Source organism: Amycolatopsis sp. NPDC102522 (assembly GCF_055584485.1).
Map to the genome: position 1 here is coordinate 1 of NZ_JBVJLY010000004.1, position 16,201 is coordinate 16,201.

Annotated in this window: 14 protein-coding genes and 1 rRNA gene; 12 read left to right on the forward strand and 3 right to left on the reverse strand. The window is 70.5% G+C overall.

Annotated features, from left to right (window positions below; genetic code table 11):
* The 9 genes from rrf to ACZ6YV_RS12985 all read left to right on the forward strand — a co-directional run.
* Positions 1-91 (forward strand): 5S ribosomal RNA (gene rrf / locus ACZ6YV_RS12945); the annotation flags it as partial.
* Between the two features lie 166 nt (positions 92-257).
* Complete coding sequence (locus ACZ6YV_RS12950; protein ID WP_465509752.1) at positions 258-2,261, forward strand: tetratricopeptide repeat protein; 2,004 nt, start codon at positions 258-260, stop codon at positions 2,259-2,261.
* The gene (locus ACZ6YV_RS12955; RefSeq protein ID WP_465509753.1) at positions 2,254-3,243 is read left to right on the forward strand and encodes an HAD-IIA family hydrolase; all 990 of its coding nucleotides are present in this window, start codon (positions 2,254-2,256) and stop codon (positions 3,241-3,243) included. Before ACZ6YV_RS12950 ends, ACZ6YV_RS12955 begins: the two co-directional genes overlap by 8 nt.
* A 22-nt stretch (positions 3,244-3,265) precedes the next feature.
* Positions 3,266-3,502 (forward strand): hypothetical protein, encoded by a 237-nt coding sequence (locus ACZ6YV_RS12960; RefSeq protein ID WP_465509754.1) that lies wholly within the window; start codon positions 3,266-3,268, stop codon positions 3,500-3,502.
* A gap of 4 nt (positions 3,503-3,506) precedes the next feature.
* Positions 3,507-4,322 (forward strand): TlyA family RNA methyltransferase, encoded by an 816-nt coding sequence (locus tag ACZ6YV_RS12965; RefSeq protein ID WP_465509755.1) that lies wholly within the window; start codon positions 3,507-3,509, stop codon positions 4,320-4,322.
* Positions 4,319-5,230, forward strand: coding sequence for an NAD kinase (locus tag ACZ6YV_RS12970; RefSeq protein ID WP_378245065.1), 912 nt, complete (start codon positions 4,319-4,321; stop codon positions 5,228-5,230). The genes ACZ6YV_RS12965 and ACZ6YV_RS12970 overlap by 4 nt, the downstream gene beginning before the upstream one ends.
* A 104-nt stretch (positions 5,231-5,334) precedes the next feature.
* Positions 5,335-7,131: a DNA repair protein RecN gene (gene recN, locus ACZ6YV_RS12975; RefSeq protein ID WP_465509756.1), complete on the forward strand. Its 1,797-nt coding sequence runs from the start codon at positions 5,335-5,337 to the stop codon at positions 7,129-7,131.
* An 83-nt stretch (positions 7,132-7,214) separates the two neighbouring features.
* Positions 7,215-8,399, forward strand: a complete 1,185-nt coding sequence (steA, locus tag ACZ6YV_RS12980) for a putative cytokinetic ring protein SteA (protein WP_465509757.1) — start codon at positions 7,215-7,217, stop codon at positions 8,397-8,399.
* Positions 8,396-9,343 (forward strand): copper transporter, encoded by a 948-nt coding sequence (locus ACZ6YV_RS12985; RefSeq protein WP_465509758.1) that lies wholly within the window; start codon positions 8,396-8,398, stop codon positions 9,341-9,343. Before steA ends, ACZ6YV_RS12985 begins: the two co-directional genes overlap by 4 nt.
* An 18-nt stretch (positions 9,344-9,361) precedes the next feature.
* Here ACZ6YV_RS12985 and ACZ6YV_RS12990 read toward each other — a convergent pair whose 3' ends face one another.
* Positions 9,362-10,072: an aspartate/glutamate racemase family protein gene (locus ACZ6YV_RS12990; RefSeq protein ID WP_465509759.1), complete on the reverse strand. Its 711-nt coding sequence runs from the start codon at positions 10,070-10,072 to the stop codon at positions 9,362-9,364.
* Positions 10,072-11,514, reverse strand: coding sequence for an NCS1 family nucleobase:cation symporter-1 (locus ACZ6YV_RS12995; RefSeq protein ID WP_465509760.1), 1,443 nt, complete (start codon positions 11,512-11,514; stop codon positions 10,072-10,074). The genes ACZ6YV_RS12990 and ACZ6YV_RS12995 overlap by 1 nt, the downstream gene beginning before the upstream one ends.
* A 150-nt stretch (positions 11,515-11,664) precedes the next feature.
* Between ACZ6YV_RS12995 and ACZ6YV_RS13000 the strand changes: the two genes are divergently transcribed.
* A complete protein-coding gene (locus ACZ6YV_RS13000) occupies positions 11,665-12,342 on the forward strand; it encodes a GntR family transcriptional regulator (RefSeq protein WP_465509761.1) in 678 nt (225 codons plus the stop codon).
* Positions 12,343-12,502: 160 nt separating this feature from the next.
* Here the strand turns inward: ACZ6YV_RS13000 and aroA are convergent, their stop codons facing one another.
* On the reverse strand, positions 12,503-13,789 hold the full coding sequence (gene aroA / locus ACZ6YV_RS13005) for a 3-phosphoshikimate 1-carboxyvinyltransferase (RefSeq protein ID WP_465509762.1): 1,287 nt from the start codon (positions 13,787-13,789) through the stop codon (positions 12,503-12,505).
* Between the two features lie 88 nt (positions 13,790-13,877).
* Between aroA and ACZ6YV_RS13010 the strand changes: the two genes are divergently transcribed.
* Both ACZ6YV_RS13010 and ACZ6YV_RS13015 read left to right on the forward strand, forming a co-directional pair.
* Positions 13,878-15,578 carry a CTP synthase gene (locus ACZ6YV_RS13010; protein ID WP_465509763.1) on the forward strand — a complete coding sequence of 567 codons (1,701 nt, stop codon included), beginning with the start codon at positions 13,878-13,880 and terminating at the stop codon, positions 15,576-15,578.
* On the forward strand, positions 15,575-16,201 hold the full coding sequence (locus tag ACZ6YV_RS13015; protein WP_465509764.1) for an NUDIX domain-containing protein: 627 nt from the start codon (positions 15,575-15,577) through the stop codon (positions 16,199-16,201). Before ACZ6YV_RS13010 ends, ACZ6YV_RS13015 begins: the two co-directional genes overlap by 4 nt.

Below are 16,201 nucleotides of genomic sequence, written 5' to 3' on the forward strand. Positions count from 1 at the left end.
GCCCGGTCCCATTCCGAACCCGGAAGCTAAGCCTGACAGCGCCGATGGTACTGCAACCGAAGGGTTGTGGGAGAGTAGGACACCGCCGGACTAACTTCAGGACAGGGTCCTGACCAGGGTCGAGAACCCCTAACAGGTTCTCCCCGGTCAGGGCCCTGTCTCTTTTCATGTCCGTGGACGGACTAGAATGGTCCGCTGGCCCACCTTACGGGCGAGCGCAAGAGTCGAAAACTTTTTCAATAGTGGCAGGAGGCCAGGTGTCCGAGTTCGGTCGACGTGACTCAGATGATGGCGCGTCCGGCCGGTCGGGCCGCCGGGACGAGAGTCCCCGCGGAGGCCGGTCTGACGCGCAGCGAGGTGACCGGCGTGGTTCCGCCGGCGGCAGGCAGGACCGGGGCGGCCGCGACGGCGGCTACCAGGGCCGCCCGCGCCGTGACGACCGCGGTGCCCGCGGCACGAGCAGCTATTCCGGTAAGCCCGCCCGCGCCGGCGACGGTCCCCGTGACCAGCGCTCCGGTGGCGGCGGTAGCCGCTTCGCCGGGCAGGGACGCGACGAGAACCGTCCGCGCTACAACAACGACGACCGCCGGGGCCCCGGCGCCGGCGACCGTCGTGACGACCGGTCCGGTGGCCGCGACAGCCGTGACAACCGCGGTGGCTACCGGTCCGACGACCGGCGCGACAGCCGTGACAACCGCGACAGCAGGGGCGGTTACCGCTCGGACGACCGTCGTGACAGCCGTGGCGGCGACCGCGGCGGCGACCGCGGTGGCTACCGCTCGGACAACCGCGACAACCGCGGCGGCGACCGTGGTGGTTACCGGTCCGACAACCGGGACAGCCGTGACAACCGCGACAGCCGGGGTGGCGACCGCGGTGGTTACCGCTCCTCGGACAGCCGTCCCGAGCGTCGTTACGACAACCGCTCGGACAACCGCTCGGACAACCGATCCGACAGTCGTTCGGACAACCGTTCGGACAACCGGTCCGAGGGCCGGTACGAGAAGCGCTCCGACAGCCGTCCGGCCCGTTCCGGCTACGGTTCGGACAACCGCGGCCGGTCCGACGACCGCCCGTCCGGCAACCGCTACGAAGGACGCCCCCAGGGCAAGTCCTACGGCGACCGTGACAGCCGCGACAACCGGGGCAGCGACAGCCGCGGCGACGACCGGCGTCCGTCCTACCGCGACGACCGCGGTGGTTCCCGCTCCGGCGGCTACAACAGCGACCGCCGCGGCCCGTCCTCGGGCGGCGATCGCCGTCCCAGCAGCAGCGGCGGCTACGAGCGCAAGTCCTACGGCGACCGCGACAGCCGCGGCAGTGACAGCCGTGGCAGTGACAACCGGGGCAGTGAAAATCGCAGTGGCGGCTACCGCCCCTCCGGCGACCGCCCCGACCGCAGGCCTTCCGGTGACCGTCCGGAGAAGCGGTACGACGACAAGCGCGGAGACTCCCGCGGCGGCGAAGGCCGGTTCGAGCGCAAGCGCGACGACCGTCCCCAGCGCGACCGTTCCGAGGGCCGCAAGGACTTCCGGTCCTCGCCGCGTACCGACGACAGGCCGGTCGACGACGAGACCATGGCGCGCGAGCTGCTCGATGCGCCGGAACTGCCCGAGGGCATCGAGTTCTCCGATCTCGACGAGGAGGTCCGCCGGGAACTCCGCACGCTGCCCAAGGCGCTCGCGGAGACCGTCGGCAAGCACCTCGTCGCGGCCGGTGGCCTCGTCGACGAAGACCCCGAAGCCGCGATGGCGCACGCCAAGTACGCGAAGGCCAAGGCCTCCCGTGTCCCGATCGTCCGTGAGGCGCTCGGCCTGGTCGCCTACCACGCGGGCAACTGGTCCGACGCCCTGTCCGAGCTGCGGGCCGTCCGCCGGATGACCCGGGCCGACGACCACATCGCGATCATCGCCGACGCGGAGCGGGCCATCGGCCGTCCGGAGCGGGCTCTCGACCTCGCGAAGGAGGTCGACAAGGAGCGCCTGTCCAAGGCGACCCAGATCGAACTCGCGATCGTCGCGGCCGGCGCGCGGCGCGACCTCGGCCAGCTGGACGCCGCCGTGGTCTCGCTCCAGAGCGACGACCTCAAGGCGGAGAAGCGCGACCCGTGGAGCGCCCGGCTGTTCTACGCCTACGCCGACAACCTCGCCGCCGCCGACCGCAAGGACGACGCGATCCGCTGGTTCCTGAACGCGGCAGAGGCCGACGAGGAGGACGAGACCGACGCCGCCGAGCGCGCCGCGGAGCTCACGAATGGCTGACGCCCTGTCGGCCGGGTACGACGCGGTCCTGTTCGACCTCGACGGCACGGTCTATCACGGCAGCAAGGTGGTCCCGGGCGCACCGGAAGCACTCCGGGCGCTCCGGGACCACGGCACCGCCGTCCGGTGGGTGACGAACAACGCCTCCAAGGCGCCCGCTGAGGTCTCCGCACATCTGGAGGCACTCGGGCTCCCCGCGACCCCCGACGAGGTCCACACGAGCTCTCAGGCCGCCGCGGCCCTGCTGGGTGAGCGGCTGCCTCAGGGCGCCGTGGTGCTCGTCGTGGGCACGGAGTCGCTGGTCGCCCAGATCGAGTCGGCGGGGCTGCGCACGGTCCGGGAAGCCGGGCCGGACGTGGCGGCCGTGGTGCAGGGGCATTCCCCGGAGAACACTTGGGCCGCCCTCGCGGAGGCGTGTCTCGCCATCCGCGCGGGCGCGCTGTGGGTGGCGACCAACGTCGACGCGACCCTGCCGACCGAACGCGGTCTGCTGCCGGGCAACGGGTCGATGGTGGCCGCCCTGCGTACCGCCACCGGTGTCGAACCGCTGGTGGCTGGCAAGCCGGCGCCGCTGCTGTTCACCACGGCGGCACGCGACGCGGGCGCTGAGCGTTCGCTCGTCGTGGGCGACAGGCTCGACACCGACATCGAAGGTGCGGTCGCGGCCGGGATCGACGCGCTCTGCGTCCTGACCGGTGTCGCCGACGCCGCGTCCTTGATCAAGGCGAGGCCCGAGGAGCGTCCGCGCTACCTCGCGTGGGACCTGTCCGGGCTGAGCAGCCGGGCGGACCTGCTCGAAGTCGGGCCCAAGGACGGCTGGCGCGTCACCGCACAGGGTGATGTGCTCGAGGCCGAGGGCGAAGGTGACCCCCTGGACCTGTTGCGCGCGTTGTGCGCGGTGGCCTGGGAGTCGGGGATCACCGAGGTCCGTGGTGTGGGCGACACCGCCCGTGCCGCGCTCGGCGAGCTACGCCTCGCCTGACCAGCGCTGCTAACTTGGTGGGGTGCAAGACCACTTCCCTCCCGTTCCGCGACCCCCGGTTCCCGGCCCGCCGCCGGGACCGCCGCCGGTTCAGCAAGAGCAGTTCGCACAGCAGGACACCGATCCGCGTGCCGGGGTCGACGAAGCCGTGGCGGGTCTCGACGACCTCGCCGCGCTTCCGCTCTCGGAACACGTCGACCGTTTCGAAGCCGTGCACACCGAGCTGACGGTGGCGTTGTCCACCATCGACAAGGTCTGACCGCGTGCCCAAACGCGCCCGCCTGGACGCGGAGCTGGTCAGGCGGAGACTCGCCCGCTCCAGGGAACAGGCGTCCGCGCTGATCGCCGAGGGCAAGGTCACCGTGCGCGGGATGGTGGCCACCAAACCCGCGACCGGGGTCGAGACCGACGCGCCGATCGTGGTGCGCGACAGTGACGACCCCGGCTGGGCCTCCCGCGGCGCGCACAAACTGCTCGGCGCGCTCGAAGCCTTCGCCCCGCAAGGTCTTTCGACCGAGGGAAAGCGCTGCCTCGACGCGGGCGCCTCGACCGGTGGCTTCACCGATGTGCTGCTGCGCAACGGCGCCGCCACGGTGATCGCCGCCGACGTCGGCCGCGGCCTGCTGGACTGGCGTCTGCGCACCGATGACCGGGTGGTCGTCCTCGACAAGACGAACGTCCGCAACCTGGCCCCGGAAGATCTCGGCGGCCAGGTCGACCTCGTGGTCGGGGACCTCTCGTTCATCTCGCTCAAACTCGTGCTGCCCGCGCTGGCCGCCTGCGCCCGAAACGGCGCCGATCTGGTGCCGATGGTGAAACCGCAGTTCGAGGTCGGCAAGGACCGGCTCGGCAGCGGCGGCGTCGTCCGTGACCCGGAGCTGCGGGCCGAATCGGTGCTGGGCGTGCTCGCCGAGGCCGAGAAGCTGGACCTGCGCCTGCGTGGCGTGGTGGCGAGCCCGCTTCCCGGGCCGTCCGGGAACGTCGAATACTTCGTCTGGCTTACCCGCGGGGCGGGAGAGACCCTCGGCACCGACGCCGAGCGGCTCGTCCGGACCGCAGTCCTGGAGGGACCCCCATGAGCGATCGCGAGGTGCTGCTCGTCGTGCACCCGGACCGGGACGCGACCCGGGACGCGGCACGCGAGGTTTCGGCCCGTTTCGCCAAGGCCGGTGTGCGGCTGAGGGTGCTCGACGAGGACGTCCGGGAGATGCTGGAGGCGGACGGCGGGATCGGCGCGCCCTGCACGGTCATGGCGCCGGAGCAGGATCCGGCCGCCGGGACCGAGCTGGTGTTCGTGCTCGGCGGCGACGGCACGCTGCTGCGGGCCGCGGAACTGGCCAGGCCGAACGGCGTCCCGGTCCTCGGCGTGAACCTGGGCCGGGTCGGGTTCCTCGCCGAGGCCGATTCGGACAAGCTCGCCGACACCGTCCAGCGCGCTGTCGACGGCGACTACCAGGTCGAAGAGCGGATGACCGTCGACGTCGTGGTCAGCGTCGACGGCGAGGAGACCGTCCACACGTGGGCGCTCAACGAAGCCAGTGTCGAGAAGAGCTCGCGTGAGCGGGTGCTGGACGCGCTCATCGAGGTCGACGGAAGGCCTGTGTCGTCCTTCGGCTGCGACGGCGTCCTGTGTGCCACTCCGACCGGTTCGACGGCGTACGCGTTCTCCGCGGGCGGGCCGATCATCTGGCCGGACGTCCAGGCACTGCTGGTGGTCCCGAGCAACGCGCACGCGATGTTCTCCCGGCCGCTGGTCGTCTCCCGCGACTCGGAGATCACCGTCGCCATCGATCCGGACGGCTCGCCCGCCGTCCTGACCTGCGACGGATCGCGGACCTTCGAACTTCCCGCCGGCGCGGCCGTGCGGGTCACCTGCGGTCAGGTGCCGGTGCGCCTGATCCGGTTGTGGGAAGGTCCGTTCACCGACCGGCTGGTGCACAAGTTCTCGCTGCCGATCAAGGGCTGGCGGGAGCGACACGCCCGCTGACAGATGTCATGAAAGGGGCTTTCAGGACAAGAAACGTCTTGAAAGCCCCTTTCATGACGTGGCGGGTGCGGGAATGGTCGGGGTGGGCCGCTACGGTGGGCGTCGTGCTGGCCGAGATGCGCATCCAGGGCCTCGGAGTCATCGAGGACGCCCTGCTGGAACTGCACGCGGGCTTCACCGTGGTCACCGGTGAGACGGGTGCGGGCAAGACGATGGTCGTCAGCGGGTTGCACCTGCTCTCCGGCGGCCGAGCCGAAGTGTCCAAGGTGCGAACGGGAATGCTGAAGGCCTTCGTGGAAGGCCGATTCGAGCTGGGCGGTGCCGAGGGCGCCACCCGGATCGTCACCGACGCCGGAGCGGAGGTCGACGAGGACGGCAGCGTCATCGCGCTGCGCGCGGTCTCGGTCGACGGCCGGTCACGGGCCCACCTCGGTGGCCGTTCGGTGCCGGTCGGTGTGCTGGCCGACCTGTCCGAGCAGCTGATCGCGGTCCACGGACAGAACGATCAGCTACGGCTGCTGCGGCCCGCCGAACAGCGTGCGGTAATCGACAGGTTCGCCGGTGAGGCCGTCACCGAGCCGCTGGAGCTGTACCGCGCGGTCCGGGACGAATGGCTCGCCGTCGTCGCCGAACTGACCGAGCGGTCCACCCGTTCCCGTGAGATGGCCCAGCAGGCCGACCTGCTGCGGCACGGGCTCACCGAGATCGACGCCGTCGCGCCCGAACCCGGCGAGGACACCGAGCTCACCGAGCAGATCAAGCGGCTCGCCGCGGTCGACGAGCTGCGCGGGGCGTCCAGTGCCGCGCACGCCGCCGTCGCCGGTTCGCCGGACGGGGATCCGGACGCGCCCGGCGCGCTGGGGCTGATCGGCGAGGCGACACGGCACCTGACCGGTTCCGAGGACGCCGTGCTGCGTGAACTCGGGCCCCGGCTGGACGAGGCCTCGGTGCTGCTGTCCGAAGTGGGCGCCGAGCTGGGCAGCTACCTCGAAACCCTCGACGCGGACCCGGCTCTGCTGGAGAAGGTGCTCGCGCGCCAGGCCGATCTGAAGCGGCTCACACGCAAGTACGCGGCCGATGTGGACGGTGTGCTCGCCTGGGCCGAGGACGCCCGCCGCCGGATGTCCACGATGGACACCTCCGAGGAAGCGCTGGCCGAGCTGGCCAAGCGCCGTGACGAACTGGCGGTGACCCTCGCCGAGCACGCCCTCCGCCTGTCGGAGGCGCGTGTCGAGGCCGCCGCCGAACTGGCCGAGGCGATCACCGCCGAGATGTCCGGGCTCGCCATGGGCCAGGCGGAGATCGAGATCACCGTCGAGCGGCGCACCGTGGACGAGAGCGACTCGCACGCGGTGAAGGTCGAAGGCAGGCTCGTGCACGCCGGCTCCGACGGGGTCGACGACGTCGAACTGCTGCTGCGGGCGCACGACGGCGCACCGCCGCTCCCGGTGCACAAGGCCGCTTCCGGCGGTGAGCTCTCCCGCGTGATGCTGGCGATCGAGGTCGTCCTCGCGCATGCGGACACCGTGCAGACGCTGGTGTTCGACGAGGTCGACGCCGGGGTCGGCGGCCGCGCGGCGGTCGAGATCGGCAGGCGCCTGGCGCGGCTGGCGCGCAGTCACCAGGTCCTGGTGGTCACGCACCTGCCGCAGGTGGCCGCGTTCGCCGATCAGCACCTGGTGGTGGACAAGGGCACGAGCGGCGGGGTGACCCGCAGTGGCGTGCGCGTGCTCAAGCAATCGGAGCGGGTCGTCGAACTCGCCAGGATGCTCGCCGGAATGGAAAGCACCGAGACCGGACGGGCACACGCGGAGGAATTGCTCGCCGTCGCCGAAGCCGACAAGAGCGCGCCGGACAAGCCCAAAGCCCGTCGCGGCGGAAAGCGCAAGAAGGCCAAGTAGCGCGACCCGGTGTGGGTTAATCGGCGTGTTTCCATCGGCGTGGCGGACGCCGAAGGCCGCGGGGATTTGTCACTATCGGTCGCATGAAGCTCACCGGCTTGCTCACGCGTAACCAAGAGACCCTCCCCGGGATCATGGGCGTCGCCAGGGTCGACAAGCGCACGCGCGAGCTGCTCCGCCGGTTGAGCCCGGGCGACATCGTCGTCCTCGACCAGCTCGATCTCGACCGTTCGACGGCCGATGCCTTGGTGGAGGCCGAAGTCGCGGCGGTGGTGAACGCTTCGCCGTCGATTTCCGGCCGGTTCCCCAACCTGGGCCCGGAGATCCTGCTCGAAGCGGGGATCCCGCTGGTCGATTCGGTCGGCGGCGAACTGCTGCGCAAGGTGAAGGACGGCACGAAACTCCGCCTGCACGAGGGCGTCGTCTACATCGGTGAGCGACAGATCGGGTCGGGGATCCAGCAGACGCGCGAAAGCGTCGCGGACCAGATGATCGAGGCCAAGGCCGGGATGTCCACGCAGCTGGAGGCGTTCTCCGCGAACACGATCGAATTCCTGCGCCGGGAACGCAGTCTCATTCTCGACGGCGTCGGCGTTCCGGAGATCCGGGTTCCGCTACGGGACCGGCACGCCCTCGTGGTCGCGGGCGGCAACGGGCACGCCGAAGACCTCAAGAAGCTGAAGAAGTACATCTCCGAGCATCGGCCGGTGCTGATCGGTGTCGACGCCGGGGCCGACACCCTGCGCGCGCAGGGGTATCAGCCGGACGTCATCGTCGGCGACCCGCACGGGATCGGCGCCGAGACACTGCGCAGCGGCGGCGAGGTCGTGGTCCCGGCACAGCCGGACGGGCACGCGCCGGGGGTCGAGCGCATCCAGGACCTCGGGATCGGCGCGGTCACCTTCCCCGCGACGGGCAACGCCGAGGATCTGGCGCTGCTGCTGGCCGACGCGCACGAGGCGAGCCTGGTGGTCACCGTCGGTTTCCAGGCGACGCTGCGGGAGTTCCTCGACCACGGCCGGTCCGGTTCGAACCCGTCGACGTTCCTCACCAGGCTGAAGCTCGGCACGAAACTGGTAGACGGCAAGGCTGTCGCGACCCTGCACCGCAGCCGGGTGTCCATCGGCGCCATCGTCCTGCTGGTCGTGGCGACCCTGGTGGCCGTCGCGGCCGCACTGCTGGTCTCCGACGTGGGTTCGGTCTACCTCGACTGGATCCGCGACACCTGGAACTCGTTCATCGCCTGGGGCAAGGGACTTTTCACGTGATTTCACTGCGGTACCACATCGTTTCCATCGCCGCCTGCTTCCTGGCGCTCGCGCTCGGGGTGGTGCTCGGGTCCACGGCGCTGAACGGTTCGCTGCTTTCGGGCCTCGCCAGCCAGAAGGAGGATCTGGGTTCCCAGGTCGCGGATCTGGAGGCGCAGCGCAATGCGCTCAACGCCCGGCTCGGTGACGCGGACGCGTTCGCCGGCGCGATGGGGCCGAAGGTCGTCGCCGGTCAGCTGGACAAGCGTTCCGTGGTGCTGGTGACCACGGAAGACGCGAAGCCCGCGGACCGCGACGCGCTCAAGAAGCTCGTCGGGCAGGCAGGCGCCGCCGTCACCGGTGAGATCCAGTTGACCGAGGCGTTCTCCGACCCGATGCGGTCCGATCAGCTGCGTGACGTCGTGACACGCCTGCAGCCTGCCGGTGTCCAGTTCCCGACCGCGGGCGACCCCGGCACTCTCGCCGGTGCTCTGCTCGGCTCGGTGGCGCTGCTGAACAAGGACAACGCGCAGCCGCAGTCCACGCCGGTGGAGCTGGCGGCCGCGCTCGGCGGGCTCACCGACGGCGGTTTCCTCAAGACCGGCGGGGACGTGAAGCCCGCGCAGCTCGCGATCGTGCTCACCGGCTCCAAGTACACCGGCGACGGCGCCGGTGACCGCGCCTCGACCGTCGCGCGTTTCGCCGCGCAGCTCGACCGTTCCGGGGCGGGCACCGTCCTGGCCGGTGACGCGGGATCCGCCGACGGCACAGGCGCGCTCGGCGTCATCCGCGCCGACACCTCGTCGACGTCCATCCTGTCCACTGTGGACAACGCGGAGACCGCGGCGGGCCGGGTCACCACGATCATGGCGCTGCGCGAGCAGCTCGAAGGCGGTGCGGGGCGCTACGGCATCGCGGGCAACGCCCAGGCGCCCGCTCCGGGTATCGCCGCCGAAGGCAACTGATCTCCCGCATCCAGAGGACTAAACGCGCGGCCAGAGGCGGGTTTTGGGCAGGGGACGGGCGTAGGAGCCGGCTCGGCTGGTCTTGAGGTCCAGTGCCACCAGGGATTCGGCCAGCCGGACAGCGGCGGCGACGCCGTCGATCACCGGGATGCCGAGCATCGCGGAAATCCGCCGGTCCAGCCCGGTCATCCCGGCGCAGCCGAGGACCAGCACTTCCGCGCCCGCGTCCCGGGCCCGGCGCCCGGCGGTCAGCAGCGCCGATTCCGTCCGGCGTTCGTCGGTCAGTTCGAGGACGCCGAGCCCGGCACCGAGGACGCCGACACAGTTCTGCGCGACGCCGGAGGCGTGCAGGCTGTCCTCGATGAGCCCGCACGTGCGGTCCAATGTGGTCACGACGCCGTAGCGTCTTCCCAGGAGGCAAGCCAGATGCGCGGCCGCCTCGGTGATGTCGACGACGGGGACGTCGAGCAGTTCCCTGGCGCCTTCCCGCCCGTGCTCGCCGAAACCGGCCATCACGAGCGCGTCGAACGGTTCGTCCAGCCCGTTCAGGAGGTCCAGGACGGCCGCGGCGCTCAGGAAGCTGTCCAGCCATCCCTCAGCGGATTCCGGGCCCCACAACGGCGTTCTGGCCAGGATTTCGGTGCCGGGACTCGCCGCGGCACGGGCGCCCGCCTCGATCTCCTTGGTCATCGCCTCGGTGGTGTTGCAGTTGGTGACCAGGATCCGCATCACGCGACTCGCTGTTTACGGGACACGGCGAAGTACAGCGCGGCCGCCGAAGCGGTGCCGAGGAACCACGAGTACGGCGCGGCGGGGGCGAAGAACGGCACCAGCGCGATGACCGCGGACAGCGCCGCCGTGGGCAGGAAGGTGACCATCGCCCGCGGGTTGAACCCGTGTTTGTAGTGATACGGCGAATCGGGTCCGGCCACGAACAGCTTGGCGACGTCGATCCGGCCGCGTTTCACCAGGTAGTAGTCCACGATCATGATGCCGAACAACGGGCCGAGGAAGGCGCCGAGGCCGCCGAGGAAGTAGTTGACCACCGCGGGGGAGGAGTACAGCTTCCACGGCAACACGCACAGCGCCGCGACCGCGCTGATCATCCCGCCGATGGTGAAGGTGATCCGTTTCGGCCAGATGTTGGCCAGGTCGTAGGCGGGGGAGACGAAGTTCGCGACGATGTTCACGCCCATGGTGGCGATCGCGAAGGTCAGCGCGCCGATGATCAGCACCGGCGTGTTGTCGATGCGGGCCAGCAGTTCGGCCGGGTCGGTGATGGCCTCGCCGAACACCTGCAGGCTGCCCGCGGTGACGAGCACCGACAGCAGCGCGAACGCCGTCGAGTTGATCGGCAGACCCCAGAAGTTGCCGCGCCGCACCGTTTTCTGGCTCGGGGCGAATCGGGAGAAGTCGCAGAAGTTGAGCATCAGGGTGCCGTAGATCGACAGGATCAGGCCCACCGCACCGAACCACTGCCGTACTTGCTCCCCTGTGGACAGTGCTTTCGGGTTGCCGGTCAAGGAGATGTTCCAGTCCGCCGCGGCCAGTACCCACACCGCGAGCGCGATCATCACGATCCAGATGCCCGGACCGCACCAGTCCTGGAACTTGCGCACGGCCTCCATGCCGCGGGTGAGCACCAGCGCCTGCGCGAGCCACAGCGCGACGAAACAGATCCAGCCGAGCGCGTGCAGGCCGAGGAAACCCACCTCTGTCAACGGTTTCAGCCCCGGATCGATCGCGAGCACGAGCAGCGTGATGGCCACGGAGGCGAGGTAGGTCTGGATGCCGTACCAGAAGATCGCGATGATCGCGCGGATCAGCGCCGGCAGGTTCGCGCCGAAGGTGCCGAAACTGATGCGGGCGACGACGGGGAAGGGGACGCCGGTCTTCTGCCCGATCCGGCCCATCAGGTTCATGCCGAAGTAGATGAGCACGAAGCCGGTCAGCAGCGCGGTGAACACCTGCCATGCCGAGAGCCCGAGCACGAACAGGCCCGCCGCGAACGTGTAGTTGCCGAGGTTGTGCACGTCCGACATCCACAGCGCGAAAATGTCGTAGACCTTCCAGCGGCGTTCCTTCGCCGGGGCGAGATCCTCGTTCCAGAGCCTCGGATCGGGCTGATCCGCTGCGTGGGCTTCGGTACCGGTGGCTGGGGCGGCGGTCATGCGGGCCTCCGATCGACGGGGAAACTCCGGTCGATTTGGTATCCCAAAATTTGGCATCCCAAATATCACCCCGCAGTGGCCCATCGTCAAGGTTTCTGCCGATAAACTCGGGTTACGGGCTGTTACGGCAGTGTTGAGCGAGGGGGTCGAGTGGCCGAGGAAGGACCGCGGCAGCCGCTGGCCGCGACCCGGCAGCGGGTCCGGGACGAGCTGCGCGAACGGATCCTCGACGGACGCTTGAAGCCGGGGGACCGGCTGGTCGAACGGGAACTCGCCGAAGATCTCGGGGTCTCGCGGGTCCCGGTGCGCGAAGCTATCCGCAGCCTGGAGGCCGAAGGCTTCCTCGCCGTCCAGTCGCCCCGGCGCATCGTGGTGCGCCAGCTGGCCAAAGCCGACGTCGAGGAGCTGTTCGACGTCCGTGAGGCGCTCGAAGGGCTCGCCGCCGGGCTGGCCGCCGAGCGGGCGGGCAAACCGGAACTCCGCTCGCTCGACCGCCTGCTCACCGAGGCCGCGCGCGCCACCGAAAGCGGCGACCCTGCCCGCATCACCCTGCTCAACACCCGCTTCCATGACGAGATCGTCGCGCTGGCTGGCAACGGGCTGCTGCACGAGATCCTCCGCCCGCTCGAGGGCAGGCTGCGCTGGCTCACCAGCCAGAACGAACACTGGGGTGAACTGCTCGACGAGCACCGCCGTCTCTACGACGCGATCGCGTCGGGCGACGCGGACCGCGCACGGGCCCATGCCGTCGAGCATGTGCGGGTGAATCGCGCGGTCACGCTGCGGACCTTGTTCCCCGAGGATGACGGAGAACGCTCCGCGGGTTGAACAGGCCGGCGCCTTCGCCGGTGGCTGTTTGTGGAGTGGCCGTCGGCGCCGGGTGGTCGTGAGTGGTACGTGTCGTTAGAACGACCCAAAACACTCACGACCACCCCGACCCGCACCTCAGTCCTCACGACCTTTGGCGCGACTCGCCGTTCGGCGGCGCCTAGCCGAGCATCGAGGTCCAGGCTTCGGCGAATCCGGGGAAGGTCTTCCCGACCGTCTCCGGGTTCTCCACCTCGACCCCTTCGACGCGCAGCCCCAGGACGGCCGCCGCCATCACCAGCCGGTGGTCGTCGTAGGTGTGGAACTTGCCGCCGTGCAGCGGGGCAGGCGTGATCCGCAGCCCGTCTTCGGTCTCGCGGACGTCGGCGCCGAGCGACGACAGTTCGGTGGCCAGCGCGGTCAGCCTGTCGGTCTCGTGGCCGCGCAGATGCGCCACCCCGGAGATGACCGACGGCCCCTCGGCGAGGCACAGCAGCGCCGCGATGACCGGCGTCAGCTCGCCGACGTCGTGCAGGTCCAGTTCGACGCCGGGGATCGTGCCGCTGCCGGTGACGGTCAGGCCGCCCGCGTCGAGTTCGGCCGTCGCGCCGAGGACGGGCAGCAGGCTGCGGAGCCAGTCACCGGGCTGGGTCGTCCGCTGCGGCCAGCCCGCGATCCGCACCGTGCCGCCGGTCGCGACCGCCGCGGCGACGAACGGCGCCGCCGTCGAGAGATCCGGCTCGACGACGTACTCGGGGCAGGAAAGCCTTGTCGGGGCGACGTGGAACTCGGCGCCCTCGCGGTCCACAGTGGCCCCGAAGCGGCGGAGCATCTCGGAGGTCATCGCGATATGCGGTTCGCTCGGCACCGCGCCGCCGACCAGGCGCACGGTGACACCCTGCTGGAACGACGGGCCCGCGAGCAGCAGCGCGGACAGGAACTGGCTCGACGCCGAGGAGTCCAGATCGACTTTGCCGCCCCGCAGGCCGCCTTCGCCGTGGACGGTGAACGGCGGCGCCTCGCGGCGGTCGTCGTCGATGCGGGCGCCGAGGCCGCGCAGCGCCTTCAGCAGCGGCCCGATCGGACGGCGCCGGATGGCCTCGTCGCCGTCGAACAGCGCCGGGCCGGTGCCCAGCGCCGCGAGCGCGGGGGTGAACCGGGCGACCGTGCCCGCGTTGCCGAGTTCCACCCGGACGGTCTCTTCGGGATGGACGCGCCCGGGGCCGAGCGGATGCACGAGGTAGCCGCCGATGCTGCCCTGCGAGTGCGCGCCGAGGGCGTAGATCGCGCCGAGCATCAGCCGCGCGTCCCGGGAGTCGAGCGGGGTCCGCACCCGCGTCGGCGCGCTGGCGAGCGCGGCGAGGACGTAGGCCCGGTTGGTGATCGACTTCGAACCGGGGACGCGGATGTCGGCGTCCAGCGGGCCTTCCGCGACCGGTGCGGTCCAGGTGTCGTGCGCGTCTGTCACGTCGCGAGGGTAGCGGTTTTCCACTCCATCGGACGCTTGCGGCGTGGCCGGTGAGCGCTTCGGCGGGCGTGCGATAAGGTGGAAGCCCGTGGGACTTCAGTCGCGGGCTACCAAGTATGTCTTTGTCACCGGAGGCGTTGCCTCCTCTCTGGGTAAGGGACTCACGGCTTCCAGCCTGGGTCAGCTCCTTACCGCACGTGGGCTCCGGGTCACGATGCAGAAGCTGGATCCGTACCTCAATGTCGATCCGGGCACCATGAACCCGTTCCAGCACGGTGAGGTGTTCGTCACCGACGACGGCGCCGAAACCGATCTGGACATCGGGCACTACGAGCGTTTTCTCGACCGGGCTCTCGACGGCAAGGCCAACGTCACCACCGGGCAGGTGTACTCCGAGGTCATCGCCAAGGAGCGCCGTGGTGAGTACCTCGGCGACACCGTGCAGGTCATCCCGCACATCACCGACGAGATCAAGGCCAGGATCACCGCCGCGGCGGGCGCGGACGAGGACGGGAACAGCCCGGACGTCGTGATCACCGAGGTCGGCGGCACCGTCGGCGACATCGAGTCGCTGCCGTTCCTGGAGGCCTGCCGTCAGGTCCGCCACGACGTCGGCCGCGACCAGTGTTTCTTCCTTCACGTCTCGCTGGTCCCGTACCTCGCACCGTCGGGCGAGCTCAAGACCAAGCCGACCCAGCACTCGGTCGCCGCGCTGCGCAACATCGGCATCCAGCCGGACGCCCTCGTGTGCCGCGCCGACCGTGAGCTGCCGGAGGACCTCAAGCGCAAGATCGGCCTGATGTGCGACGTCGACACCGAGGCCGTCATCGCCTGTCCCGACGCGCCGTCGATCTACGACATCCCCAAGGTGCTGCACCGTGAGGCGCTCGACGCCTACGTGGTTCGCCGCCTCGGGCTGCCGTTCCGCGACGTCGACTGGACCGTGTGGGGCGACCTGCTCGACCGGGTGCACAACCCGTCGGAGACGGTGCGGGTCGCGCTCGTCGGCAAGTACATCGACCTGCCGGACGCGTACCTGTCGGTGACCGAGGCGCTGCGCGCGGGCGGGTTCGCCCACCGCGCCAAGGTCCAGATCTCGTGGGTCCCCTCGGACTCCTGCGAGACCCCGGCCGGTGCGGCCGCGGCGCTGTCCGATGTGGACGGTGTGCTGGTACCCGGCGGGTTCGGCGTGCGCGGCATCGAGGGCAAGGTCGGCGCCATCGCCTACGCCCGGACGCACGGGCTGCCGCTGCTGGGCCTCTGCCTCGGCCTGCAGTGCATGGTGATCGACGCGGCGCGGAACCTGGCCGGGATCTCCGACGCGAACTCGGCCGAGTTCGAGGACGGCCCGAACCCGGTCATCTCCACGATGGCCGACCAGCGCGACGTCGTCGCGGGCGAGCGCGACATGGGCGGCACGATGCGGCTCGGCGCCTACACCGCCAAGCTCAAGCCGGGCTCGCAGGTCGCGAAGGCGTACGGCAGCACCGAGGTCTCCGAGCGGCACCGTCACCGCTACGAGGTCAACAACGCCTACCGCAAGCGCCTTTCCGAGGCCGGTCTGGTGTTCTCGGGTACTTCTCCCGACGATCACCTGGTCGAGTTCGTGGAGCTGCCCGCCGACAAGCACCCGTTCTTCGTCGGCACCCAGGCGCACCCGGAGCTCAAGAGCCGCCCGACCCGTCCGCACCCGCTGTTCAGCGCGTTCGTGAAGGCCGTCGTGGACCGCAAGGTCGCCGAGCGGCTGCCGGTCGAGCTGCCCGAAGCCACTCAGACGGGAGCGCGGTGACCGAGCCCGGTAAGCACGAGTTCACCGTCGCGTCCACAAGGGACGTCCACATCGGACGTGTCGTGGGACTGCGGGTCGACGAGGTCGTGATGCCCGGCGGCGGCACCGCCCGCCGTGAGGTCGTCGAGCACCTCGGCGCCGTCGCCGTCGTCGCGCTCGACGCCGACGGCGCGGTCACGCTGATCCATCAGTACCGCCACCCGGTCGGGCGGCGGCTGTGGGAACTGCCGGCCGGGCTGATCGACAAGGCGGGGGAGGACCCTGTCGGCGCGGCGAAACGCGAGCTGGTCGAGGAGGTCGGGCTCAGCGCCGAGCGCTGGGAGACCCTGGTCGACGTCGCGGCGTCGCCCGGCTTCACCGACGAGGTCGTCCGCGTCTACCTCGCCCGCGAACTGTCCGAAGTGGACAGGGAGGTCCTCGGCGAGGAGGAGGCCGACCTGGTCATGCGGAAGTTCCCACTGGCCGAGGCGGTCCGGATGGCGCTGGCCGGCGAGCTGGTGAACGGGGCGACCGTCGGTGGCGTGCTGGCCGCGCACACGGTGCTTTCGGGGGCGGCTTCGACGCGGCCCGCGGACGCGCCTTGGGAGACCCGGCCGACGAAGTTCGCTTCACGCGGCCTCTAG